Below are 23,087 nucleotides of genomic sequence, written 5' to 3'. Positions count from 1 at the left end.
TTGATATTTTGGTTTTGTTTCCGAAGATATTGTTAAAATTAGTTTTCACGGAATTAAGAGTGGATAGTTAATAATGGATAATTCCTAAGCCATAGCTCACCGATTCTGGTAAAATTTGAATCTTAGTTAATGTTCGGAGATGTTGATTTTACTGTGATTAAACTGATTAAAACCCCCCAAGAAGACCAATTGGTAATTGAGCATAATAGTGATGGTTTGAGGGGTAATATTTCTATCCCGGGGGATAAGTCCATTTCCCACCGTGCTTTGATGTTAGGGGCGATCGCCTCTGGACAAACTACCATCGAAGGGTTATTGTTAGGGGAAGATCCCCGTAGTACGGCAAAATGTTTTCAGGCCATGGGGGCAACCATATCAGATTTAAACACAGAAAAAGTAATCGTCGAAGGCATTGGCGATAAAGGATTACAAGAACCCATAGACATCTTGGATGCAGGTAATTCAGGCACTACCATGCGCCTAATGTTAGGTTTATTGGCATCTCAACCAGGCAAATTTTTCACCGTCACAGGGGATAACTCTTTACGCTCTCGCCCTATGTCTCGGGTAGTAAAACCTTTACAACAGATGGGAGCATTAATCTACGGTAGAAAAGATAATCAAAACGCCCCCCTAGCGGTAATCGGACAAAATTTAAAACCCATCCATTACCATTCCCCCATTGCCAGCGCACAAGTAAAATCCTGTATTTTGTTGGCAGGGTTGATGAGTGAAGGGAAAACAACCGTTACCGAACCTGCTCTATCACGGGATCATAGCGAAAGGATGTTACGGGCTTTTGGGGCAAAATTGGACATCGATCCAGATACTAACAGCGTTACCATTGAAGGTAAAACCCCCCTTATGGGGCAAAAGGTAATCGTACCGGGGGATATAAGCTCGGCGGCCTTTTGGTTGGTGGCAGGGGCGATCGCACCTAATTCAGATTTATTGATCGAAAATGTGGGGGTAAACCCTACCCGTGTGGGCATCTTGGAGGCTTTACAGATGATGGGGGCGGATATTACCCTAGAAAACCAAAGGGAAGCAGCGGGGGAACCCGTGGCAGATTTACGGGTGAAGTCTAGTCAGTTAAAGGGTTGTACCATCGAGGGAGCTATAATTCCCCGTCTCATTGATGAAGTACCTATTTTAGCCGTGGCGGCCTGTTTTGCAGAAGGAACGACAAAAATTAAAGATGCAGAGGAATTGAGGGTAAAAGAGAGCGATCGCCTTGCGGTAATGGCGTTAGAATTAGGCAAGATGGGGGCAAAAATTACTGAATTTCCTGACGGTTTAGAAATCACAGGGGGAAACCCCCTCAATGGTGCCGACGTAGATAGTTTTACCGATCATCGTATCGCTATGAGCTTGGCGATCGCCGCTTTGATGGCAAAAGGACAAACCACCATCCATCGAGCCGAAGCCGCTTCTATCTCTTACCCTACCTTTGTAGATACCTTATTGGAGTTAACAACAAAATAAATTTTGTTCATCACGATCAAATATATGAATTACATTAAGACTAAGTTAGATAATTTTTACCTAACTGACTATCGTAAAAGTTAGTTTTATTTAATAATAGACAAGGTCATCGAGAAGGTATATAAATAAATGCTAGAACAAGATTCCATGTTGATTGAAGAAATCGAAGCTAGGGAGATATTAGACTCCCGTGGGCGCCCCACCGTTGAAGCGGAAGTACGTTTAGAAAGTGGTGTCGTCGGTATGGCGCAAGTGCCTAGTGGAGCCTCTACTGGTAGCTTTGAAGCCCACGAATTGAGAGATGGAGATCCTAATCGCTACGGTGGTAATGGGGTTTTAAAAGCCGTACGCAACATCAGAGAAAAAATTGCCCCTGAATTACTTGATATTGATGCTTTTGATCAAGTGGGCATCGATACGGCTATGATTAACCGTGATGGTTCCCCCAACAAGAAAAATTTGGGTGCTAATGCCATCCTCGCTGTCTCTCTTGCCAATGCGAAAGCTGCCGCCCTTGAGTTACAAATACCTCTATACCGTTACTTGGGTGGCCCCTTGGCCAATGTTTTGCCTGTACCCATGATGAATGTTTTAAATGGTGGTTCCCATGCCGATAATAATGTGGACTTCCAAGAGTTTATGATTATGCCCGTGGGTGCGGAAACTTTCTCCGAGGCTCTGCGTTGGGGTGCAGAAATTTTTGCTTCCTTGAGCAAGGTCTTAAAGGAAAAAGGGTTGCTCTCTGGGGTAGGTGATGAGGGGGGATACGCTCCCAATTTAGGCTCCAACCAAGAGGCTCTGGACTTGCTTCTACAGGCGATCGAGGTAGCAGGTTATAAACCGGGGCAACAGGTTGCTTTGGCGATGGATGTGGCAGCTAGTGAGTTTTACAAAGACGGTCAATATGTTTATGATGGCTCTGCGCATTCCTCCGAAGAGTTTATCGATTATTTAGAGGATTTGGTAGGTAAATATCCAATTATTTCCATCGAGGATGCCCTACAGGAAGATGACTGGGATACTTGGAAAGTTTTGACTGATAGATTGGGTTCTAAAATTCAGTTGGTAGGGGATGATTTATTTGTAACCAATGCCACCCGTTTACAAAAGGGTATTGATTTGGGTATTGCCAATGCAATTTTGATCAAGTTAAATCAAATTGGTACTCTCAGCGAAACCTTAGAAACCATTCATTTGGCTACTCGTAAGGGTTATCGTTCTGTAATCAGTCACCGCTCTGGGGAAACCGAAGATACTACCATTGCTGATTTGGCGGTAGCTACCCGTGCGGGGCAAATTAAAACTGGTTCTCTTTGTCGTAGTGAAAGGGTTGCGAAGTATAATCGTTTATTACGCATCGAGCATCAGTTAGGAGATAGGGCAGTATATGCTCCTAAAATTGGCTTAGGTCCTTGTTAGGATTTCTTGATCTGTGATCTGATATAGGTCTTTTATATTTCCAGAGTTATCAATAACTACATCTGCCCTTTTGAGTTTTTCTCTTAGGGGCATTTGACTGGTAATACGGGCGATCGCACTTTCTTTTGATAAACCATTACGCCTTTGTAACCGAGCCACTTGGGTATCAAAATCCGCATAGACTACCCAGACTTCATCCACTAAATCAGTCATTTGTGCTTCAAACAAAAGAGGAATAGACAACACCATTATTGGTGCTTGAGACTCTTTAACTTCTCTCTCCATTTCTTGCCTAACGTAAGGATGAATTTGCCCTTCTAGCCACAACTTTTCCGACTCATCATTAAAAATAATCTCCCCTAACCTAGCCCGATTGATACTCACATCAGCCAACAATATTTCACTACCATATCGCTTCACAATCCTTTTATAGATAGGAGAATAAACCTTCACCGCCTCCCTAGCCAAAATATCTGCATCCACTACAGGGATTTGGTACTTATTTTGTAAATAATCTGATACCGTACTTTTGCCCGTGGCAATACCCCCCGTCAAACCAATAATCATCATTAGAATTTGCCAAAAAAGTGCTTTGGTTGAGGTAGGGAATAGGCAATGGGCAATAGGGAATGGTTAAAAGTCCTATATTTCAATAGTTTTCTCCTCATAGTAATTTTTTATGAATTGCAAATAGCTTTATTTCATCTACTTTGAAGTTTTCATTTCCAAAGCACCCTTGGGATAAACAATACGTTTATGGTTAAACTGTTGCCACACATTAATAAACACCTCCGCAATGATGGGTAACTCATCATAACGCAAACCACAATCATCCAATTGATGATCTCGCCAACGAGCTTTAAAAATCTTGTTAACCATTGCCATTGCTTGTTCTGGAGTCGCATCATTGAGCGATCGCAATGCCGCCTCACAACCATCTGCTAACATTACAATACCCGTCTCACGGGATTGAGGAATAGGGCCATCATAACGAAAATTAGTCTCGTCAATAGCGATGTCTGGATTGTCTTCGGCTTGGGTTTTGGCTTGGTAATAGAAATAGGAGATTAATAAAGTGCCTTGATGTTCGGGGATAAAGTTACGAATGGCTTGGGGTAAACCATGTCTTTTTGCCATCAAAATCCCTTCGCTAACGTGTTTTTTGATAATGTCAGCACTTTCCCAAGGATCATTTATTTGATCATGTTTATTTTTGCCACCCATCTGATTCTCAATAAATCCGAGGGGATCGTGCATTTTGCCAATATCATGATATAAAGTACCAGCCCTTACTAACTCCACATTACAATTCAATTTCCGTGCCGCCGCCTCCGCAAGGGATGATACAAACATCGTATGTTGGAAAGTGCCAGGGGCTTCGGTAGCCAATCGTTTTAAAAGGGGGCGATTGGGGTTAGATAATTCCGCAAGACGAATGGGGGTAATAAGATCGAAAAATCTCTCTAGGTAAGGGGAAATACCAAGGGCAATTACTCCATAGGTTAAGCCCACAGCACCATGCCAAAGGGTTCCTGGTATGATGGCATACCAAAGACTACCGATGGCGGCATTGGAGGCGACGGTAACGACAAAATACACAGTCCCTTGGGTGAAACCTACCCCACCCCCCAAAAAGGCTAATTCTTCCCGAGAGCGTAAACGGGAGGCGATGATGGCGGCTAAGATAGAGGAAGCGTAGGAGGAGGCTAGATATTGCCATCCCAAAGTGCCTGTTTGAAATAGGGTTAATCCAGCGGTGAGACTGACATGGGCAACGGCCACCACGGGGCCATAAAAACTGCTCATCAAGAAGCCTACGGCGGGTAAGGAGTTGTACCCCACATCAAATAAACTGATTACGGGGACAGATATGCTTAGTAACCACCATAAAAATTGGTCTCTTCTTCTTAATCTTCTTTGGGTGCGCTTAGTGGCGATCGCCATAAATACCACCAAAGCCCCCCCTGTCAAAGCCCCAGATGTCAACACTCCTCCCCAATTAACACTACGGCGACTCAGCCCGAAATTGTCTAATAAAACAAAATCAGCTTGGGTAATTTGTTGTCCCTCATTAACAATGGTTTCATTGGCTTGAATAGTTACAACAATGGTCTCAATTTCTTCTGCTGCCCTTTCCGCCCTAACCCTTGTGGCTTCCTCATCGGTAATTAAATTAGTACGCAAATTAGAGCTAATCAAACTTACCAATGCCTCTTCTAGGGATGGGGAAAGACTACGATTAGATAAATGAGTTTGTACCGCTTCAATGCGTATAGCCTCGGGCAAACCGATGGGAATTCCTTGGGTAAGAATACGATTAGTAACTCTATTGACTAAATCTCGAACTTCCCTCCATTGTTGCTCACTCAAATCGAGAAATTCACGTTTATTAGTATCTGTTATCTCCGAAAAATCCGTCAGTAAACTTTGGGCAACCTGATAATTACTTCTGTGGATAGCTATTTGGTTAATTAAATTATCAAACTGTCCTTCATCAACCCCTTGTTGATAAGCGATTAACTGCTCTATGGCTTGTCCAAACAAAGAATTTGCCTCTGATAAAGTAGCCAAATTATCTGTGTTTTCAACAATATTGCGCCACTGTGTTTCATTGGTTGCCCTTAAATACTGTTGAATTTCTAAGGAAAGAATACCACTATCAATCTCAGGATTTGCTAATAAAATCTCCCTTGCCTGTTGGATTTTTTCTAGTCTCTCCCTAATGACACCTTTAATGGCATCTGTACTGCTTGAATCTTGTTTGAGGGTGGGTAATAAACCATTTCTTGTATTGCGGCGAAGTTCTTCTGTGGTTTGATAGTCTATAAAAGAGCCATCTTCGGGTGCGATGATGGTATTAGGGGCAATGGTACCTGCGGCTAATTCTGGCTGATTATAATAACGATAACTGATTACTCCTGTAATGGTAGTGACGGAAAGGAGAATCATGACGGGGGGGTGAACTTTACAGATAAATTTGAACCATTTTGGCTTAGTACCCATATTTTGATCGGTATCAGAGTATGATTGTTGGGGGTACTCCTGATGGCTTTGATTATTATAAGTTTGTTGCCATCTTTTCAAAGTCTGGCTAATAGACTGTAAAGTTTTCATATATAAAAGTTTGTGAAAGGCTAAGAAGATGAAGGCAATTATCCTTTGATTCTTTAGTTTTTTTTCTTTATCTATTTTAGTGAATTATTTTTCCTATCTTATCGAAAAGGATTTATGCTTGAATTTACTTTTGAAATGAATATATTTAATCATAATTGATTATTAATAAAAAACCCCATCAACAGAGGTAGGAATATCCCCCATGATAGAGTTTAATTTTCAACTAATTTTAAAAACTTATTAAGGCGGCACCCAGATTCGAACTGGGGGATGAAGGTTTTGCAGACCCTTGCCTTACCACTTGGCTATGCCGCCATTTTTTAGCCATTCATTATATTAACTTAAAATAAGTATAATGTGCAAGGAAAAATTATGTCTATGGAAATTGAACGGAAGTTTTTAGTTAATAAAGAGCTTTGGCAACCCCCTGATGATGGGGTGGTTTATCAACAGGGTTATATTTATACCCAAAATGGTAGCACCGTGAGGGTGCGCATTGCTGGTAATCTTGGTTTTCTTACCCTCAAGGGTAAAACAAAAGGAATGACTCGCCCTGAGTTTGAATACCCTATTCCCTTGGTTGATGCCCAGGAAATGTTACAAATTATGTGCGATCGCCCTTTAATACAAAAAAAACGTTATAAAATCAAAATCGAAGAACTAATCTGGGAAATAGACGAATTTTTTGGTGATAATCAAGGCTTACTATTAGCAGAAGTAGAACTAACCTCAGAAAATCAAACCATCTCCTTACCCCCATGGATAGATAAGGAAGTAACCGAGGATTTACGCTACTATAATTCTAACCTTGTCAAAAATCCTTACAGCAACGGTCAATGGACTACACACCCCGAGCAAAATAATCCGTAAAACTTGTGAAAAGGTGCAACATCTAAGGTAATCTTTTTTAGGGAAATAAAAATAAATTATTGTTAGGAGAATACCATGGAACGCACTTTTTTAATGATTAAACCCGACGGAGTACAACGCAACCTCGTAGGAGAAGTAATCAAACGTTTAGAAAATAAAGGATTTACCCTGGTTGGCTTAAAACTAATGGCCGTATCTCAAGAATTAGCCGAAAAACATTACGATGTCCATAAAGAGCGCCCCTTCTTTGGTAGTTTAGTCGAATTTATCATTTCTTCCCCCGTGGTTGCCATGGTATGGGAAGGAGAAGGAGTAGTGGCTTCTGCCCGTAAAATTATCGGTGCCACTGATCCTTTAAGTGCTGAACCAGGTACCATTAGAGGAGATTATGGCGTTAATATCGGTAGAAACCTCATCCATGGCTCAGATGCCATTGAAACTGCCCAAAGAGAAATCAGCCTTTGGTTTAAAGAAGAAGAACTTTGCTCTTGGCAAAACACCATGAAACCTTGGCTTTCTGAATAATATATCATTTTCCCTCTCTCTTTACTTAAAGGTGAGGGGATTTTTTATTTTTTGGGAAGAATAAATATATATGAAACTATATTGATTAGTAAAGTTTGCTGTCAAAATATCAGCATAGTTTATTAATTTAGTGAAAATTTAGTAAAATATTAAATCAAGTTGATTCACGAGAAAAATGATTAAAAGAGAAGAATTAGAGGCTCAGATTCTTGAAAGACATAATGAACTTCGATTAATTAATTTAAAAAATCTCAAAAAACAAGAGCTTAAAAACTTTTTAGAAAATGATCAATTTATTATTTCTAGGGAAAGTTTACTAAGAATTTTAGCAGAAAGAAATGAGAGAGCAGATATAAATAAAAAACTCAATAATGATAACTTTGGGCTAAGGGCAAAGGTTAAATCTATTACTAAAAATATGACTGATTGGTCAAAAAGTGAGATTGTCTTACAATTTAAAAATATTTTTGGAAAGGTTAAAAAGGAAGATGATACCCTTCTCAAAGAAATTGGTGCAGTATCCACAGAAACAGTAAAAGAAGATTTAGAAAAAGCTGAAAAAGTTGTTGATGATGCTCTCAAAATTGCGGAAGCATATAGAAAAAAATACGGAGATTCAAGAAACAAAGATATTGCATGAAAAAACAAAATAGCTTCGATAATTTAAACTATAGACAAGCTCAAAAAAGAAACTCCGAGCATTTTAATAACCTTCAAAAATCTGAACAAAAAATAGTAAGAGAAAAAGGTTATCATAATGTGGGTTGGGAAAATGTTATTAAATCTTGGAAATTATTACAAGTCAACATGGTAAATAAACCCATTGACTTTGTTGATTTTGCTATTCAAAAAGCTGAAGAAAATTATGAAAAAGCAAATGAAGGTGATGATTTGATAGAAGTCTTAAAATCAGGAAAAAAAGTAATTAGTGCTTTAAAAATGAAGTATCAATAAATAATATTTATCTGAAAACCTATGCTTATTGATTTGTATGAAAGTTACGAAGTAATATTGCAGGAATTATCGGAATTATTTTGTTTTGACTTTGAATTCGTGGAATATGGCTTAAACTTTAAAGGGCAAAAGCAAAAACGTTATAAAATTCATCAAATGAGTTTTGCTAGAAAGCAAGATTTAGATAATTTTATTGATGATGATAATAATAGTGGCACTGACTATGGCAGGGCTTCGGTATTGTATTCTTTATATGCCTGTGGTTATCTGGAAATTAGTGATATAGAATACCCCACCTATAAACACTGGAAATATAAGCATACAGACATGACAATTGATCATCAATTACCGAAAAAATGGTTTCCTGCATTAACTTTTGATTGTACCAATTGGAAGCCCATGAACCGAGAAAATAACCAAAAAAAAGGTGATGATTTTTTGCATGAGGGGGTGCAAAGATTGGAGATGTTATCTAATAGGTTACAGGATATTAAAAGTAAATATTTATAAACTTAAAATATGGTGTTGGTTAATCTATATATAGCAATTATCATGGTTACGGGATACAAAATGATCCCCCTAAATCCCCCTTGATAAGGGGGACTTGAAAATCATAAATGTATCTCATAATTATAAAAAACGCTATATCATTTATTGTAGAAATTTAAAACCCTCATCAAATAATATATTTAATTAATAATTAATTACCTATTACCCATTATCTATCACTCATTCTTCATTCCCTATGGCTCATTCCCCATTCCCTATATAATTAGATAATCGATAATATTATGAGTAAATTGTTATAAGATGCCTGATTTTCTCTTAGAAATTGGAACAGAAGAATTACCCGCTAGTTTTGTGGATAGCGCGATCTCACAGTGGCAAGAAAAAATAAAAAATCATTTAAAATCAGAATATCTACAACCCGAAAAAATCAATATATATGGCACTCCTAGACGTTTAGCCGTACTAATAGAGGGCATCGCCGATAAACAACCCGACAGAGAAGAAGAAATAAAAGGTCCCCCTGTTAGTGCCGCCTACAAGGATGGGCAACCCACCAAAGCCCTAGAAGGTTTTACCCGCAAACAAGGGGTAAGTATGGATGAGGTGGAGGTAAAAACTACCCCCAAAGGAGACTTTATCTTTGTTAATAAAAAGTTTGTTGGTCAAAATACTCCAGAAATATTACAACAATTAATCCCTCAGTGGATAACGGGATTAGAGGGAAGAAGATTTATGCGTTGGGCTGATGGGGATTTGCGTTTTCCTCGCCCCATTCGTCATTTAGTGGCACTTTGGGATAAGGATATATTACCCCTCCAATTACCTAACGGTAACACAACCATGAAGGGCGATCGCTTTTCTACTGGACACAGAATTTTACATCCCGAAGAAATAACCATAGAGAATGCCAAAGACTATAAAACATCTTTAGAAAAAGCCTTTGTACAAGTAGATGTCAATGAAAGACATGAATCTATCAAAAAACAAATCCAAGAAATTGCCCAAAAAGTAGGAGGTAAAGCAGAAATTTATCCCGACTTACTCGCCGAGGTAACTAACCTTGTGGAATATCCCACCGCCATTCTAGGTAGTTTTGAGGCGGAATTTTTGCAACTTCCCCCCGAAGTAATCACCACCGTCATGGTGACACACCAACGTTACTTCCCCATCAAAGATGAAAAAGGAGCATTATTACCCTACTTTATCACCATCGGTAATGGAGATCCCCAAAAGTCTGACATCATCGCCACAGGTAACGCCAAAGTAATTAGGGCAAGACTTGCCGATGCTCAATTTTTCTACCAAGCTGATTGTGATGAGCATTTAGAAACTTATTTACCCCAACTTGAAAACGTAACTTTCCAAGAAGATTTAGGCACCATGTATGACAAGGTTAACCGCATCCTTGCCATTAGCCAACAAATTAGCGAACAATTAAACCTCGATGAGATTCAAAAAGCGGAAATTGAAAGCACTGCTTCTCTTTGTAAAGCCGATTTAGTTACCCAGATGGTATATGAGTTTCCCGAATTGCAAGGGGTGATGGGGGAAAAATATGCGCTCGTCAGTGGAGAGTCGGCGGCGGTAGCCAAGGGAATTTTTGAACATTATTTACCCCGTAATGCTGATGATATTATGCCCCATACCCTCAATGGTCAAGTAGTGGGTATTAGCGATCGCCTCGACACCATTGTTAGTATAATTGGATTGGGTATGATACCATCGGGCTCTAGTGATCCATTTGCCCTCAGAAGATCAGCAAATGGTATTATTAATATTGCATGGCACGGTAATTTACCCATTAATTTAACTCAATTAATAGAACAAGCCTGTAACGATTTCTTAGCAGGACATAATCAAGAATCTCCTCTACAAACTGTCACCGACTTTTTCTTACAACGGATTCAAACTTTACTCCAAGATGAGTTAAATATTGACTATGATTTAGTTAATGCAGTTTTGGGAGAAGGGGACGAAGAATATAAACAAAGGGCTTTAAGCAGTGTTTTAGATGTACGTAATCGCGCTTTATTTTTACAAGAAATTAGGAATAATGGTACTTTGGGCAATATTTACGAAACTGTAAATCGTTCTACAAAGTTGTCTAAAAAAGGAGGTTTAAATACTACAGAATTAGTTCCCGAAAATGTAGTTAATTCCATATTATTTGAGTCTAATTCCGAGGAAGAATTATATAAAGCTCTTGAAAAATTATTACCTATTTCCCAAAAAGCAAAAGCTAATAGTGATTATCATTTGTTAACCAATGCTTTAGTGGAAATTGCTCCTACTATCAGTAACTTTTTTGATGGGGATAACAGTGTTTTGGTAATGGCAGAAGATGAGAGTGTTAAAGAAAATCGTCTCAATCTTTTAGGTTTATTACGCAACCACAGTCGTATTTTAGCTGATTTCGGCGCGATCGTTAAATAATTATATGATCCCCCCTAACTCCCCTTAATAAGGGGGAAGTTTAACTTAATTTTCAATCATTGAACCTCCTAAGAATATTTTCACTATTGTCCATTTCCTATTTCCTAACTAAACTAAAAATCATAGTTAAATTTACCAATGCAAGAAAAAATGAAGCTTAAAGCACTTATATTCGATGTCGATGGCACCGTTGCCGAAACCGAAAGAGATGGTCATAGAGTAGCATTTAATCTTGCCTTTGATGAACTTAATTTGCCTTGGCAATGGGATGTAGATTTTTATGGCAAATTACTCAAAATTGGAGGAGGAAAAGAACGTTTTACCTACTATGTAAATAATTATCAACAGGATTTTAAATTACCTGCTTCTCTCGATGAATTTGTCTTAAATGTTCATAAAATAAAGAATCAATATTACGCCCAATTAGTGCAAGATAAAACCATTAAATTGCGTACGGGAGTCGCAAGATTGATGACGGAAGCCCATGAAAAAAATGTGCGCCTTGCGATCGCCTCTACCTCAGCAGTTAAAAACGTAAAAGCCTTATTAGATGGTACCTGTGATCCAAAAATGATTTCGTGGATAGAAGTAATTGCGGCAGGGGATATGGTAGAAAACAAAAAACCCGCCCCCGATATATACCAATTAGCCCTCAAAAAACTAAATCTTTCTCCCCATGAATGTGTAACCATCGAAGATACTAACCAAGGCTTAGTAGCAGCCACCAAAGCAAATATAAAAGCAATTATTACTATTAATGACTATACCAAAGATGAAAATTTTGACTCTGCCATGGTAGTTTTGAATAGTTTAGGAGATGAAAAAAATCCTTGTAATGTTATTCAATATCAAGATGAAATATCGTCTTTAATTCCTCAATTAGATAAAAAATGTTTAACTATTGATTTGATTGATGATATATTATCAAGGTAGTTGCTAATGTGGCTTTTTGTGGAGAATAAATTGTACAAATTTTGTTTTTTATTTCATAAAAAATAATCTTAATTATATAAAAAATAAATATATTATTTTACTACAAGATAAAAAATATGCTTCTAGTAGGAGAAGTTTGTAAACAATTAAATATTAATAGTCAAACTATTTACTATTATGAGCGTATTGGTTTAATACCTAGTTTACAAAGAAATCAATCAGGTTATCGTGTTTTCCACTCCGAAGATATAGAAATATTAAAGTTTATTCTTAAAGTAAAATCCCTTGGTTTAACCTTAGAAGAAATTAAACAATTATTAGAACTAAAACAAGGGCGATCGCTCACCTGCCAAGCAGTATATAATCATTTAAAACAGAAAATAGACACAATTAACAAAAAGATTAATCAATTAGAGTCCATCAAACAAGAATTAATCCCCTTATTACAGGAATGCCAAACCAAAATTGATACCACTAACCCTAATCATCAGTGTGAAGTCCTGTAAACAATTATCAATTATCAATTAATTACCCCTTGACATTATACCTAGGTATAGACTTTAAGCTAAAGATAGTTAAAGCAAAATATAAGTCAAACTTAGGAAAATATGTTCAATAAAATTACTGAAAACCTTGCTATTGGTTCGATTACAGAAACTGAACAACTACAAGAAGTAAAACAGCAGGGGTATAACACCGTCATTGATTTATGCTCATCGGGGGAAGGAAATCAATTAGATAGTCAAACAATCACCGACATTGGCTTTCATCATGCAAATATCCCCGTTACCCCTCAAACCTTAAATCAAGATACCCTTAATTTTTTTATGGAAAAATTAGATAATTTACCTCAACCTAGTTATATTCGTTGTGCATCAGGATTAAGGGCAGGAGTTTTTACTCTTTTAACTTTAGCAAATAAAGAGAATTGGACAGAGGAAAAATATTTGGAAGAGTTTGCAAAATTAGACTTACCCAAAAAACAAATCATTATGGATTTTGCCCATAATTACTTTCAAAAATAAGGAGAAAAAACTATGTCTTTAAAATTAGAAATACTTGGTACTGGTTGCAAAAAATGTCACCAATTAGAAGCCAATGTTAAAACAGCCATTAATAAATTAAACCTTGAGGCAGAAATTTGCCACATCACAGATAGTGTTGAGATTGCTACCCACGGAGTGATAACGACTCCTGCTTTGGCTGTTAATGGAAAAATTGTTAGTAAAGGTAAGGTATTGAGTGCGCAGGAGGTGGAGAAATTTTTATAAATTATTTTTGCTTATTTAGTCTTAACTAATTGATCTTATCTAATGAATAATAGGGGATTTTAAGCCCCTATCTAATTTTTTTTTAAAAGCAAATTGCTACAGTTAACTGTATAGCTTTTATTTTGTTAAATCTGTTATAAAAAACAATATATTTAATAACTATTAAAATATAAAAAGAGAATTTTAAATGTTTGATTTATTTTATCCTTTTGATTGGTTATCAACTCAAATAGTTACTAAATTATTTGGTTTGTCTGTTGATTCTCCCCTTGGTTCTAGCCTTCATTTTTTCTTTTATGATGTTCCTAAAGTATTAACTTTATTATTAGTAATTAGCTTTGTAGTTGGTACTTTACAAAGTTTTTTAGAAGCAGAAAAAGTTAGGGAATATTTAGAAGGAAAAAGAAAGTTAAGTGGTAACATTTTGGCGGCGATGTTGGGGGCTGTTACTCCTTTTTGTTCCTGTTCTGCGGTGCCTTTGTTTATCGGTTTTTTAAAGGCTGGAATTCCTTTGGGCATTACTTTTTCTTATCTAATTTCTGCTCCCATGGTGGATGCGGTGGCGGTATTCTTGTTGTTGGCATTATTTGGTTTAAGGGTAACTTTAGTTTATGTAATTTTTGGAATTACTTTAGCTATTATTGCTGGTTATATTATCGGTGCTTTGAAGTTGGAAAAATGGGTAGAATCTTTCATTTGGGATTTACAAAAGTCCCATGAAAATGATGATTCTATGGATGATGTGAGCCATGATAATGATAGTAACATGACCTGGGGCGATCGCACCAAAATAGGTTGGTTTCAAGCTAGTGAAATCATTAAATCAGTGTGGCTGTATGTAGTGGTGGGTATTGGCATTGGAGCAGCCATTCACGGTTATTTACCCACAGAATTTATTAGCCAATGGATTGGGGAAAATAATCCTTTTGCGGTACTTTTGGCGGTGATATTCGGTGTACCTCTTTATACCAACGTGGCAGGGGTGTTACCCATCGCTTCCGTGTTAGTGGATAAAGGGATGCCCATTGGTACAGTGTTGGCTTTTACCATGGCAGTAACAGCGCTTTCCTTACCTCAAATGATTATTTTAAGGAAAGTTTTACGCCCAAAATTATTAGGTATTTTTATTGGTATAACTACCCTCGGAATCATTTTAGTGGGTTATTTATTCAACAGCTTTTTAGTAGTTTAACCATTAACTAAAACGAGAAAAAAAAGATATTACGGATTAATTAAACATTTGCATAGAATAGAAAATCAAGCTATGGTAGAAATAGCAAGTAGTAATCTACAATCAAAATGGCCAGTATAACTTTTGAAAATGTCAGTAAACAATTTGATGATTTTACTGCGGTTAAAAACTTAAATTTAAGCATCGATGACGGTGAATTTTTGGTCTTTGTGGGTCCTTCTGGGTGTGGGAAAACAACATCCCTGCGCCTTTTGGCAGGGTTAGAAACCATTACATCAGGTCATCTATATTTAGACGATCGCATCGTAAACAAATTACCACCAAAAGAGCGTAACATCGCCATGGTGTTTCAATCCTACGCCCTCTATCCTCACCTGAGTGTATATGAAAACATGGCTTTTAGTCTGCAACTGCAGGGAAAAAGTAAAAGCGCCATTCAAAGAAGGGTAGAAACGGCCGCCGATCAATTAGGGATTGCCCATTTGCTAGAACGTAAGCCCAAAGAGCTTTCTGGCGGACAAAGGCAGAGGGTAGCAGTGGGAAGGGCCATCGTCCGTGAGCCATCGGTATTTTTAATGGATGAACCCCTATCGAACCTTGACGCAAAATTGAGAGTTCAAGCAAGGACAGAAATCTGTAAACTCCATGCAAAACTGCAAACAACCTTTGTTTATGTAACCCACGATCAGGTGGAAGCCATGACCATGGGAACGAGAATTGCGGTGATGAATCATGGTATTCTTCAACAAATTGATAGCCCAGAAAATCTTTATAATCATCCTCAAAATGTATTTGTCGCTGGATTTATTGGTAGTCCAGCAATGAATTTTTTTAGGGTAAATTTGATTAGAAAAGAGGCTCAATTATTTTTAGAAAATGAAGATTTTTTCCTGCCTATTCCCGAGTCTTTAACGGCAAAATATGAGCAGTTTCCCCAAAAAGAATATATTTTTGGAATTCGTCCCGAAAGTATCCACGATCCTCAATATGAAGTGGCCGACATTATGCCCATTCCCGTCCAAGCTGAGGTTACACTAAGGGAAATGATGGGTAATGAAATTATTCTCTATGTCAATACCATAGGCGGTGAAGAATTTGTGGCAAGGGTTGATCCGCGATCGCTCCTAAAAGCAGGAGACAAAGTTAATCTCACTTTTGATATGACTCATATTCATTTATTTGACATCGAAACTGAGGTTAATATTACCCTTTGAGGGAACGGGGAATGGGGAACGGAGAACAGTCGATATTACACAATCCGTAATATATTCTTTCAAAAATTATTTTATAAAAACTCTAAACTAATTTCCCCCCTTATTAAGGGGGGGCTAGGGGGGATCTAAACACTATACAATGACAAAAAAATGTTATGAAAATCTCGAAAATAACTCAGAAAATAATCATTTTTCTAAGTTTAATCTGCCTAACCGTTGCCTGTACAATCAACGGAGATGATCGACCCCCAGAGGTACGACTAATGGGAGTAATCATCGGTGAACAACAAGAACGACTACAAAAAGCCCTCGAACCCTTTGAGCAGGAAACAGGTATTAACGTAGTCTATGAAGGTACCGATGCCTTTGCAACCCTCCTTCCCATCCGTGTAGATGGTGGTAATCCCCCTGATATAGCCATGTTTCCCCAACCCGGTTTAATGAGGGACTTTGCCAGAGAAGGAGAATTGATACCCCTTCAAACTTTCATGTCCTTAGATAATTTAATCGAAGCCTATGGGGAAGATTGGGTGAGTTTGGGGGAAGTTGATGGTAATGTATATGGTTTGTGGTATCGTGCTTCGGTGAAAAGTTTGGTATGGTATCCCCCCGCTAGTTTCGCCGAACATGGTTACTCCATCCCCGAAACATGGGATGAAATGATCGCCCTCTCCGATCAAATTGTTGCCGAGGGAAAAAGACCATGGTGTTTAGGTATTGAAAGCGGTGATGCTACAGGCTGGGTTGGCACTGATTGGGTAGAAGACATTTTATTACGCAGTATCGGTGCCGAAAAGTATGATCAATGGGTAGATAACGAAATACCATTTAATGATGCTAGGGTAAAAGAAGCCTTTGAAAAATTCAGCGAAATAGCCCTCCATGATGAGTATGTGAGAGGGGGTAGAGTTGGGGTATTAAGTACCCCCTTTGGTGATTCCGTTAACCCTATGTTTGAAGACCCACCCCGTTGTTATCTTCACCGTCAGGCAAACTTTATCGCTTCCTTTTTCCCTAGTGATGTGACATTAGGGGAAGACGTGGCAATCTTTCCTTTACCCCCCATTAATCCCGAACAGGGGCAACCCATTCTTGTAGCAGGGGATGCTTTTGCCATGTTCAATGATACCCCCGAAGCTAGGCAGTTGATGGAATATTTAGCATCTAAAGTTCCCCATGAGGTGTGGGCGAGTTTAGGGGGTTTTATTAGTCCTCATCAAGAGGTGAGCTTGGATGTCTATCCTGATGAGCTTACCCGTCAGGTGGCGGAGATTTTGCAATCTGCTGATGTGGTGCGTTTTGATGGTTCTGACATGATGCCGGGGGCGGTGGGTACTGGTACTTTTTGGACTGGTATGGTGGACTATCTCGGCGGTGCTGATTTAGAGGAGGTGTTGGACTACATCGAGAATAGTTTTCCAGAGATTTAGATCCCCCCCTGCCCCCCTTAATAAGGGGGGAGAAATTTAGTAAGTAATCTCAGTTTCGGATCCAAAGGCAAGAGGCAAGAGATCATAATTGTCAATTGTTACCCTCCTTAATCAAAAAAGACTAATCCCAACTCAGGTTAAGCAATAAAATTAGTAATTTTACAAAAAGAAAATAATGCAATTTTAATTATTAAAAGTTTCTCTTGTAAACAATCGCATTTACATTATAAAAAGTCTTATGGTTACAGTAAATCTAAATTGGTTTAATTACTTTTATAAATTATTTCTATGTCATAGTTAGAGCTTTTTATATACTTTTCCCCCCTTATTAAGGGGGGTTAGGGGGGATCATATTCTGACACCATAAATTCCCTATTCCCAACCTTTACTAAAAATTTTATTCATTTTAACTACCTATGTTACAACGATTATTCACTGTTATTGTTGCAATCCTCCTCGGTTGTGGGGGGGTTATTGCCATATTCTATGCCCTTAATTATGCGGTCAATTTACTACCGCAAAAGTGGCGACCGCCCGTACTGCCATGGGTCTATTTAGCCCCTGCTATTTTCGTATTGGGAGGTTTTTTAGTTATACCGACCATCAACACTCTTTACCTCAGTTTTTTCGATAGAAGGTCAGAAAATTTCGTCTTCTTAGATAACTACATCTTTTCCTTTACTGATAGAACAATGTTAATTGCCTTTCGCAATAATATTCTTTGGTTGGTATTGGTAACAGGGGTTAGTGTTGGTTTAGGCTTGGTGTTGGCGGTATTAATGGACAAAGTCAAGTATGAAAAATGGACTAAGGCTTTAATCTTTTTACCCATGGCAATTTCCTTTGTGGGTGCGAGTGTGATTTGGCGTTTTATCTATGCCTATCGTCCTGCTGATGAGCCTCAAATTGGTTTATTGAATGCCATCATTACCTCCCTAGGATTTGAGCCTGTGGGGTGGCTAGTGGAACAAAGTGTTAATAATTTTGCCCTGATTGCCATTATGATTTGGTTACAAACGGGGTTTGCCTTAGTAATCTTATCGGCGGCAGTGAAAGGTATTCCCAATGATGTCATCGAAGCTGCCCGTATGGATGGGGCTAATGAGTGGCAGATTTTTTGGAAAATAACTGTACCAATGATTAGTTCTACTATTACGGTGGTGGCTACTACGGTGGTGATTTTGGTTCTGAAGGTGTTCGACATCGTTTTTGTGATGACCGGGGGCAACCAAGGCACGGAGGTAATCGCTAGTCGGATGATCAAGGAAACCTATAACTATCGAAATATAGGGGTTGGCAGTGCGATCGCCGTTATCCTTTTACTCGCCATTATTCCCGTGATGGTAACGAATATTAAACGATTTAAAGAACAAGAAAGGCTCAGGTAATTAATAGAAAATTGATAATTGATAATTGATAATGAAACACCATTGCCCATTGCCTATTCCCTATTGCCTTCCCTAAGAACACCTAAATATTAGCTATTATGAAAAGAAGAAAGAAAAAAAGTAAAATGCAAAAATTTTGGGAAAAAACTCCCGTTCATATTACCCTTGTAATAATTTCCCTCATTTGGACATTACCTAGTATTGGTTTATTAATTAGCTCTTTTCGCTATCAAGATGACCTATTGAGGACTGGTTGGTGGACAGTATTCCAACATCCCTTCGATTTTACTCAATATCATTTGGGTAACTATATCACCGTATTAACCGCCGAGGGTATGGGAGACGCTTTTTTAAATAGTTTAACTATCTCTATCCCTGCTACTATCATCCCCATTGCGATCGCCTGTTTTGCCGCCTACGCCTTTGCCTGGATGAAATTTCCTGGGCGACAATTACTATTTATCATCGTGGTTGCCCTGTTGGTTGTACCCTTACAAATGACTCTAATTCCTATTCTTAACGGCTATCGAGTGTTGGGAATTTCAGGCTCATTCCTAGGGGTATGGTTAGCCCACACAGCCTATGGAATGCCCTTGGGTATTTATCTTTTACGCAACTATATTGGAGCATTACCCAAAGATTTAATCGAAGCGGCGGCAGTAGATGGTGCATCCCATCTTAAAATCTTTACCAAGATTATTGTACCCCTTTCAACCCCTGCGATCGCTTCTTTTGCCGTATTCCAATTTCTCTGGGTATGGAATGATTTATTAGTCGCCCTTGTCTATCTAGGAGGTACTCCTGATGTCGCCCCCGTTACCATTCAACTAAGCAATATGATAGGTTCTCGTGGTCAAGATTGGCACATTCTCACCGCTGGGGCATTTATCAGTATGATTATTCCTTTACTGGTATTCTTTGCCCTACAAAAATACTTTGTTAGAGGTTTGTTAGCAGGTTCAGTCAAATCGTAAATAGTATTTTATTGTGAGGTACTTTTCCCCCTACTGAAATTAAAATTTAGTTATATTTCCTGTATCATCAATCAAAACTACTTCCAAAGGAAGATCATTAATTAATCCACTAACTTTTTGTATTAGAGGTAATATATAGTTAGGGTTAGTGCTACCTGTGTTTAAAACAATCACTTTCAAAGAGCTATTATAGTCAATCAAAATAAGACTGAGACATTTAGCTAGTACAATAATTATAAATTATTTCATCTAAAGTTATTGTACTATCGCTATACATTTTTGCTCTTTTTAAAGCACTAAAATCGTGTTCAATATCATTTAAATCTGGTGAATAAGTTGGTAAAAACATTACTAGATGACCTGCTTCTTCTACTAATTCTTTTATCATATTTTTTCGGTGCATTGGTGCATTATCCATTATTAGTATTGAAAATTGTTTTAGTGATGGTAATAAATACATTTTTAGCCATGATTCAACACTTTCTGCATTTAAACTTCCTGTAAAGATCATTGGAGCAATAAAATCTTTTTCTTTCTTTCTTCTTCCTGCTACTAAATTTTCTCTTTTTCCTCGTTTTCCTTGTTTCTCATCATAAATTTTTTTTCCTTTTTTTGACCACCCATAAATGCAAGTACTTATTTCCTCAAATCCTGACTCATCAATAAATACCATACTCTTACTTCCGTATTTTTTGACTAATTCTCTTAATTTTTGTAAGTATTCTATTCTTTGTTTTCTATTTCTTTCTCTATAACGTAACTGTTTTTTTTTCTTGTTATGTTCATTTTTTTGAATGCATGAGATATTGCTGACATTGTTACTCCAAATTTTTTCGCTCTATCTATTAATTTATCATCTGGATTTTTCACTACATCTTCATATAGTGCTGATTTATCTAATTTTCTTTGACGAGTTTTGACCACTGTTGGTCTTAAATCTTTTCTATTCAACCATCTATATATTGATGCTCTTGATATTCCAAATATTCTCGATGCTTTTGTTACGTTACCTCTATTTTCTACATAGTCAATTACTTTTTGTCTTAATTCTATATCATGGGGCATTATACTTAAATATAAAAATAATTACTTCATCCATTATTTTACCCTTGATTGGTTCATACTTAAGTAAAGTGACTATACTTAAATTTTGCTGATACGGTAAATTTTTATCAGCGGTGATAAAAACATCGAAAGGGTGATTTTCTGCTAAATCAATGATCTCCTTATCTTTTAAGCCACGCCATCCCATATCATTGACGTTATAAACTTCATAACCTTGATTCAGAAATAGATGCTTTAATTTTTTACTTAAAAGATTTTCGTCCAATTGTATAATCATTAAAAACAAAGTTCTTTTTCAATCATTAACCTAGTGATACATTCCAAAACTTTCATGGTTTGAGTTTTTAAGTATGGAAAATCATCTAGGAATTCTATTAATTCCCCCTCCTCTTGCATATAGTCAAATAATGTTTGCAAAGGTACACGAGTACCAATAAAAACTGTTGTACCACTCATGATTTCAGGATCTGAATGTATAATTTTTTGACTTTCTAATAGTTGGTATAAAGTCATATCGTTTTATTTATAGGGTATGATTTTATGTTTCCATTTTACCAATCAGACTTTAATAATAAAACTTCAAAAAACTTAACCTAATCACCCTCGATTCCTAAGATAAGTTTAAATTCGCCCCCAAAATCAAAAAACTGCCATAAGATGCAAATTAACGACTTATTTGGGAGCAAACATGACAGCAACATTAATAGATGATCAAGAAGTTGATGCGAAAAAAACATCTTTAAAAATAGCAATTCTCAGAGAAATTTATCCGAATGAATGTCGAGTTTCTGCCACCCCCGACACCGTCCAAAAATTGCAAAAACTCGGTTTTGAAGTGTTAGTAGAAACAGGGGCAGGGGAAAGAGCAAATTTTGACGATCGCCTTTATACCTCCGCAGGATGTAAAATAGTTGAAAATAGAGAAAAATTGTGGCAAGAAGGAAACATAATTCTCAAAGTACGTCCTCCCGAACCAGAAGAAATAGAATTATTAACAGAAGATAAAACCCTTATCAGCTTTATATATCCGGCTCAAAATCCTGACTTATTGGCACAACTAGCCGAAAAAAAAGCCACGGTATTCGCCATGGATGCAGTGCCTCGTATTAGTAGGGCTCAAAAATTAGACGCTCTTTCTAGTATGGCAAACATCGCTGGTTATCGTGCCGTCATCGAAGCCGCTAACAATTTTGGTAGATTTTTCACTGGGCAAATTACCGCCGCAGGAAAAGTCCCCCCCGCCAAAGTCTTGGTAATTGGGGCAGGGGTAGCAGGATTAGCCGCCATTGGGGCTGCCAAAAGCCTTGGGGCGATAGTTAGGGCTTTTGATACTCGTTTAGTGGTAAAAGAGCAAATCGAGAGCCTTGGGGGTGAATTTTTAGAATTAGAATTTGCGGAAGATGGCTCTGGGGAAGGGGGTTATGCCAAAACCATGAGCAAAGAATTTATTGATGCCGAAATGGCTTTATTTGCTGAACAAGCGGAGGAAGTAGATATAATTATCACCACTGCCCTTATCCCGGGAAAACCTGCTCCCAAGTTGATTACCGAGGAAATGGTGAAAACCATGCGCCAAGGTTCGGTAATTGTGGATTTGGCAGCCGGGCAGGGGGGAAATTGTGAGGTGACAAAACCTAATGAAATCTATCAATATCATGGGGTAACCATTGTCGGTTTAACGGATTTACCCAGTCGCATGGCGAGTCAATCTAGTCAGTTGTATGGTACTAATTTATGGCATCTGCTTAAGGATATGGGGGGCAATGATAAATTTACCGTCAACCTTGAGGATGAAGTAATTCGAGGTGCGTTAGTTGCCCATCAAGGGGATGTTACTTTTCCACCACCCAAAATTGCTCAACCTTCCCCTGCCACTCCAGTTAAATCTGAGGCAAAAATTGTCACCTCAGAAGATAAAACAAGTAAGTCTGGTAAAGGTGGTTTGTTATGGGCGATTTTAGCAATCTTGGCTTTAGTGGGTATTGGTATCGGGGCGCCAACGTCTTTCCTATCCCATTTCACGGTGTTTATTTTGGCTTGTTTTGTTGGTTGGCAGGTGATTTGGAATGTTGCCCCTGCTTTGCATACTCCTTTGATGAGTGTTACAAATGCCATTAGTGGCATCATTATCATTGGTGGTATGTTACAGATTTCTGGAGATATTTCTTCCCCTACTACTATTCTAGGGGCGATCGCAATTTTGGTGGGTACGATTAATATCTGTGGGGGATTTTTAGTAACTCAAAGAATGCTCAAAATGTTTAGAAGAACTGATAATGGATAATTGATAATGGATAATTAGTTTCATTT

At 37.9% G+C, this 23,087-nt stretch carries 22 protein-coding genes, 1 tRNA gene and 1 pseudogene; 18 read left to right on the top strand and 6 right to left on the bottom strand.

The genetic code is table 11. The features are described from left to right. Nucleotides 1-129 precede the first annotated feature (129 nt). Together aroA and eno are read left to right on the top strand one after the other, a co-directional pair. Complete coding sequence (gene aroA / locus AA637_RS04935; protein WP_446684139.1) at nucleotides 130-1,485, top strand: 3-phosphoshikimate 1-carboxyvinyltransferase; 1,356 nt, start codon at nucleotides 130-132, stop codon at nucleotides 1,483-1,485. Nucleotides 1,486-1,614: 129 nt separating this feature from the next. Further along, nucleotides 1,615-2,904 carry a phosphopyruvate hydratase gene (gene eno / locus AA637_RS04930; RefSeq protein ID WP_446684138.1) on the top strand — a complete coding sequence of 430 codons (1,290 nt, stop codon included), beginning with the start codon at nucleotides 1,615-1,617 and terminating at the stop codon, nucleotides 2,902-2,904. On the opposite strand, the gene coaE is transcribed toward eno, so the two are convergent. The 3 genes from coaE to AA637_RS04915 form a co-directional block, all read right to left on the bottom strand. Next, complete coding sequence (coaE, locus tag AA637_RS04925; protein ID WP_446684534.1) at nucleotides 2,890-3,480, bottom strand: dephospho-CoA kinase; 591 nt, start codon at nucleotides 3,478-3,480, stop codon at nucleotides 2,890-2,892. The genes eno and coaE overlap by 15 nt on opposite strands. 129 nt (nucleotides 3,481-3,609) lie before the next feature. Beyond that, nucleotides 3,610-6,018: an HD family phosphohydrolase gene (locus AA637_RS04920; protein ID WP_446684137.1), complete on the bottom strand. Its 2,409-nt coding sequence runs from the start codon at nucleotides 6,016-6,018 to the stop codon at nucleotides 3,610-3,612. A gap of 243 nt (nucleotides 6,019-6,261) precedes the next feature. After that, a tRNA-Cys gene (locus AA637_RS04915) sits at nucleotides 6,262-6,333 on the bottom strand. Between the two features lie 57 nt (nucleotides 6,334-6,390). Here AA637_RS04915 and AA637_RS04910 point away from each other — a divergent pair. The 15 genes from AA637_RS04910 (at nucleotide 6,391) to AA637_RS04840 (ending at nucleotide 19,712) form a co-directional block, all read left to right on the top strand. Next, nucleotides 6,391-6,888: a CYTH domain-containing protein gene (locus AA637_RS04910; RefSeq protein WP_446684136.1), complete on the top strand. Its 498-nt coding sequence runs from the start codon at nucleotides 6,391-6,393 to the stop codon at nucleotides 6,886-6,888. 75 nt (nucleotides 6,889-6,963) lie between these two features. Then, on the top strand, nucleotides 6,964-7,413 hold the full coding sequence (ndk, locus tag AA637_RS04905) for a nucleoside-diphosphate kinase (RefSeq protein ID WP_069791381.1): 450 nt from the start codon (nucleotides 6,964-6,966) through the stop codon (nucleotides 7,411-7,413). Between the two features lie 175 nt (nucleotides 7,414-7,588). Beyond that, nucleotides 7,589-8,053 (top strand): hypothetical protein, encoded by a 465-nt coding sequence (locus tag AA637_RS04900; protein ID WP_446684135.1) that lies wholly within the window; start codon nucleotides 7,589-7,591, stop codon nucleotides 8,051-8,053. Continuing rightward, on the top strand, nucleotides 8,050-8,367 hold the full coding sequence (locus AA637_RS04895; RefSeq protein ID WP_446684134.1) for a hypothetical protein: 318 nt from the start codon (nucleotides 8,050-8,052) through the stop codon (nucleotides 8,365-8,367). The genes AA637_RS04900 and AA637_RS04895 overlap by 4 nt, the downstream gene beginning before the upstream one ends. 21 nt (nucleotides 8,368-8,388) lie before the next feature. Then, a complete protein-coding gene (locus tag AA637_RS04890) occupies nucleotides 8,389-8,877 on the top strand; it encodes a hypothetical protein (RefSeq protein ID WP_446684133.1) in 489 nt (162 codons plus the stop codon). Nucleotides 8,878-9,177: 300 nt separating this feature from the next. Beyond that, nucleotides 9,178-11,310 carry a glycine--tRNA ligase subunit beta gene (gene glyS, locus AA637_RS04885; protein WP_446684132.1) on the top strand — a complete coding sequence of 711 codons (2,133 nt, stop codon included), beginning with the start codon at nucleotides 9,178-9,180 and terminating at the stop codon, nucleotides 11,308-11,310. Between the two features lie 150 nt (nucleotides 11,311-11,460). Continuing rightward, a complete protein-coding gene (locus AA637_RS04880; RefSeq protein ID WP_446684131.1) occupies nucleotides 11,461-12,243 on the top strand; it encodes an HAD-IA family hydrolase in 783 nt (260 codons plus the stop codon). A gap of 116 nt (nucleotides 12,244-12,359) precedes the next feature. Then, on the top strand, nucleotides 12,360-12,749 hold the full coding sequence (locus AA637_RS04875) for a MerR family DNA-binding protein (RefSeq protein ID WP_446684130.1): 390 nt from the start codon (nucleotides 12,360-12,362) through the stop codon (nucleotides 12,747-12,749). Between the two features lie 102 nt (nucleotides 12,750-12,851). Next, nucleotides 12,852-13,268, top strand: a complete 417-nt coding sequence (locus tag AA637_RS04870; RefSeq protein WP_446684129.1) for a hypothetical protein — start codon at nucleotides 12,852-12,854, stop codon at nucleotides 13,266-13,268. A 12-nt stretch (nucleotides 13,269-13,280) separates the two neighbouring features. Continuing rightward, on the top strand, nucleotides 13,281-13,514 hold the full coding sequence (locus tag AA637_RS04865) for a thioredoxin family protein (RefSeq protein WP_446684128.1): 234 nt from the start codon (nucleotides 13,281-13,283) through the stop codon (nucleotides 13,512-13,514). A 187-nt stretch (nucleotides 13,515-13,701) separates the two neighbouring features. Continuing rightward, nucleotides 13,702-14,706 (top strand): permease, encoded by a 1,005-nt coding sequence (locus AA637_RS04860; RefSeq protein ID WP_446684127.1) that lies wholly within the window; start codon nucleotides 13,702-13,704, stop codon nucleotides 14,704-14,706. Between the two features lie 107 nt (nucleotides 14,707-14,813). Continuing rightward, complete coding sequence (locus tag AA637_RS04855) at nucleotides 14,814-15,920, top strand: ABC transporter ATP-binding protein (protein WP_446684126.1); 1,107 nt, start codon at nucleotides 14,814-14,816, stop codon at nucleotides 15,918-15,920. A 155-nt stretch (nucleotides 15,921-16,075) separates the two neighbouring features. After that, nucleotides 16,076-17,350: an ABC transporter substrate-binding protein gene (locus AA637_RS04850; RefSeq protein ID WP_446684125.1), complete on the top strand. Its 1,275-nt coding sequence runs from the start codon at nucleotides 16,076-16,078 to the stop codon at nucleotides 17,348-17,350. A gap of 416 nt (nucleotides 17,351-17,766) precedes the next feature. Continuing rightward, nucleotides 17,767-18,738 (top strand): carbohydrate ABC transporter permease, encoded by a 972-nt coding sequence (locus AA637_RS04845; RefSeq protein ID WP_446684124.1) that lies wholly within the window; start codon nucleotides 17,767-17,769, stop codon nucleotides 18,736-18,738. Between the two features lie 125 nt (nucleotides 18,739-18,863). Further along, complete coding sequence (locus AA637_RS04840) at nucleotides 18,864-19,712, top strand: carbohydrate ABC transporter permease (RefSeq protein ID WP_446684123.1); 849 nt, start codon at nucleotides 18,864-18,866, stop codon at nucleotides 19,710-19,712. Nucleotides 19,713-19,929: 217 nt separating this feature from the next. Here the strand turns inward: AA637_RS04840 and AA637_RS04835 are convergent. The 3 genes and pseudogenes from AA637_RS04835 to AA637_RS04825 form a co-directional block, all read right to left on the bottom strand. Next, a pseudogene (locus AA637_RS04835) lies at nucleotides 19,930-20,777 on the bottom strand (IS630 family transposase). Further along, nucleotides 20,767-21,054: a DUF5615 family PIN-like protein gene (locus AA637_RS04830; RefSeq protein ID WP_446684122.1), complete on the bottom strand. Its 288-nt coding sequence runs from the start codon at nucleotides 21,052-21,054 to the stop codon at nucleotides 20,767-20,769. The pseudogene AA637_RS04835 and the gene AA637_RS04830 overlap by 11 nt, the downstream one beginning before the upstream one ends. Continuing rightward, nucleotides 21,054-21,290 carry a DUF433 domain-containing protein gene (locus AA637_RS04825; RefSeq protein WP_446684121.1) on the bottom strand — a complete coding sequence of 79 codons (237 nt, stop codon included), beginning with the start codon at nucleotides 21,288-21,290 and terminating at the stop codon, nucleotides 21,054-21,056. The genes AA637_RS04830 and AA637_RS04825 overlap by 1 nt, the downstream gene beginning before the upstream one ends. 175 nt (nucleotides 21,291-21,465) lie before the next feature. Between AA637_RS04825 and pntA the strand changes: the two genes are divergently transcribed. Then, complete coding sequence (pntA, locus tag AA637_RS04820; RefSeq protein ID WP_446684120.1) at nucleotides 21,466-23,061, top strand: Re/Si-specific NAD(P)(+) transhydrogenase subunit alpha; 1,596 nt, start codon at nucleotides 21,466-21,468, stop codon at nucleotides 23,059-23,061. Nucleotides 23,062-23,087 lie beyond the last annotated feature (26 nt).

The organism is Cyanobacterium sp. HL-69 (genome assembly GCA_002813895.1).
GTDB lineage: Bacteria > Cyanobacteriota > Cyanobacteriia > Cyanobacteriales > Cyanobacteriaceae > Cyanobacterium.
Note: the sequence above shows the minus strand (reverse complement) of the source record. Positions and strands in the feature narration are given on the sequence as shown.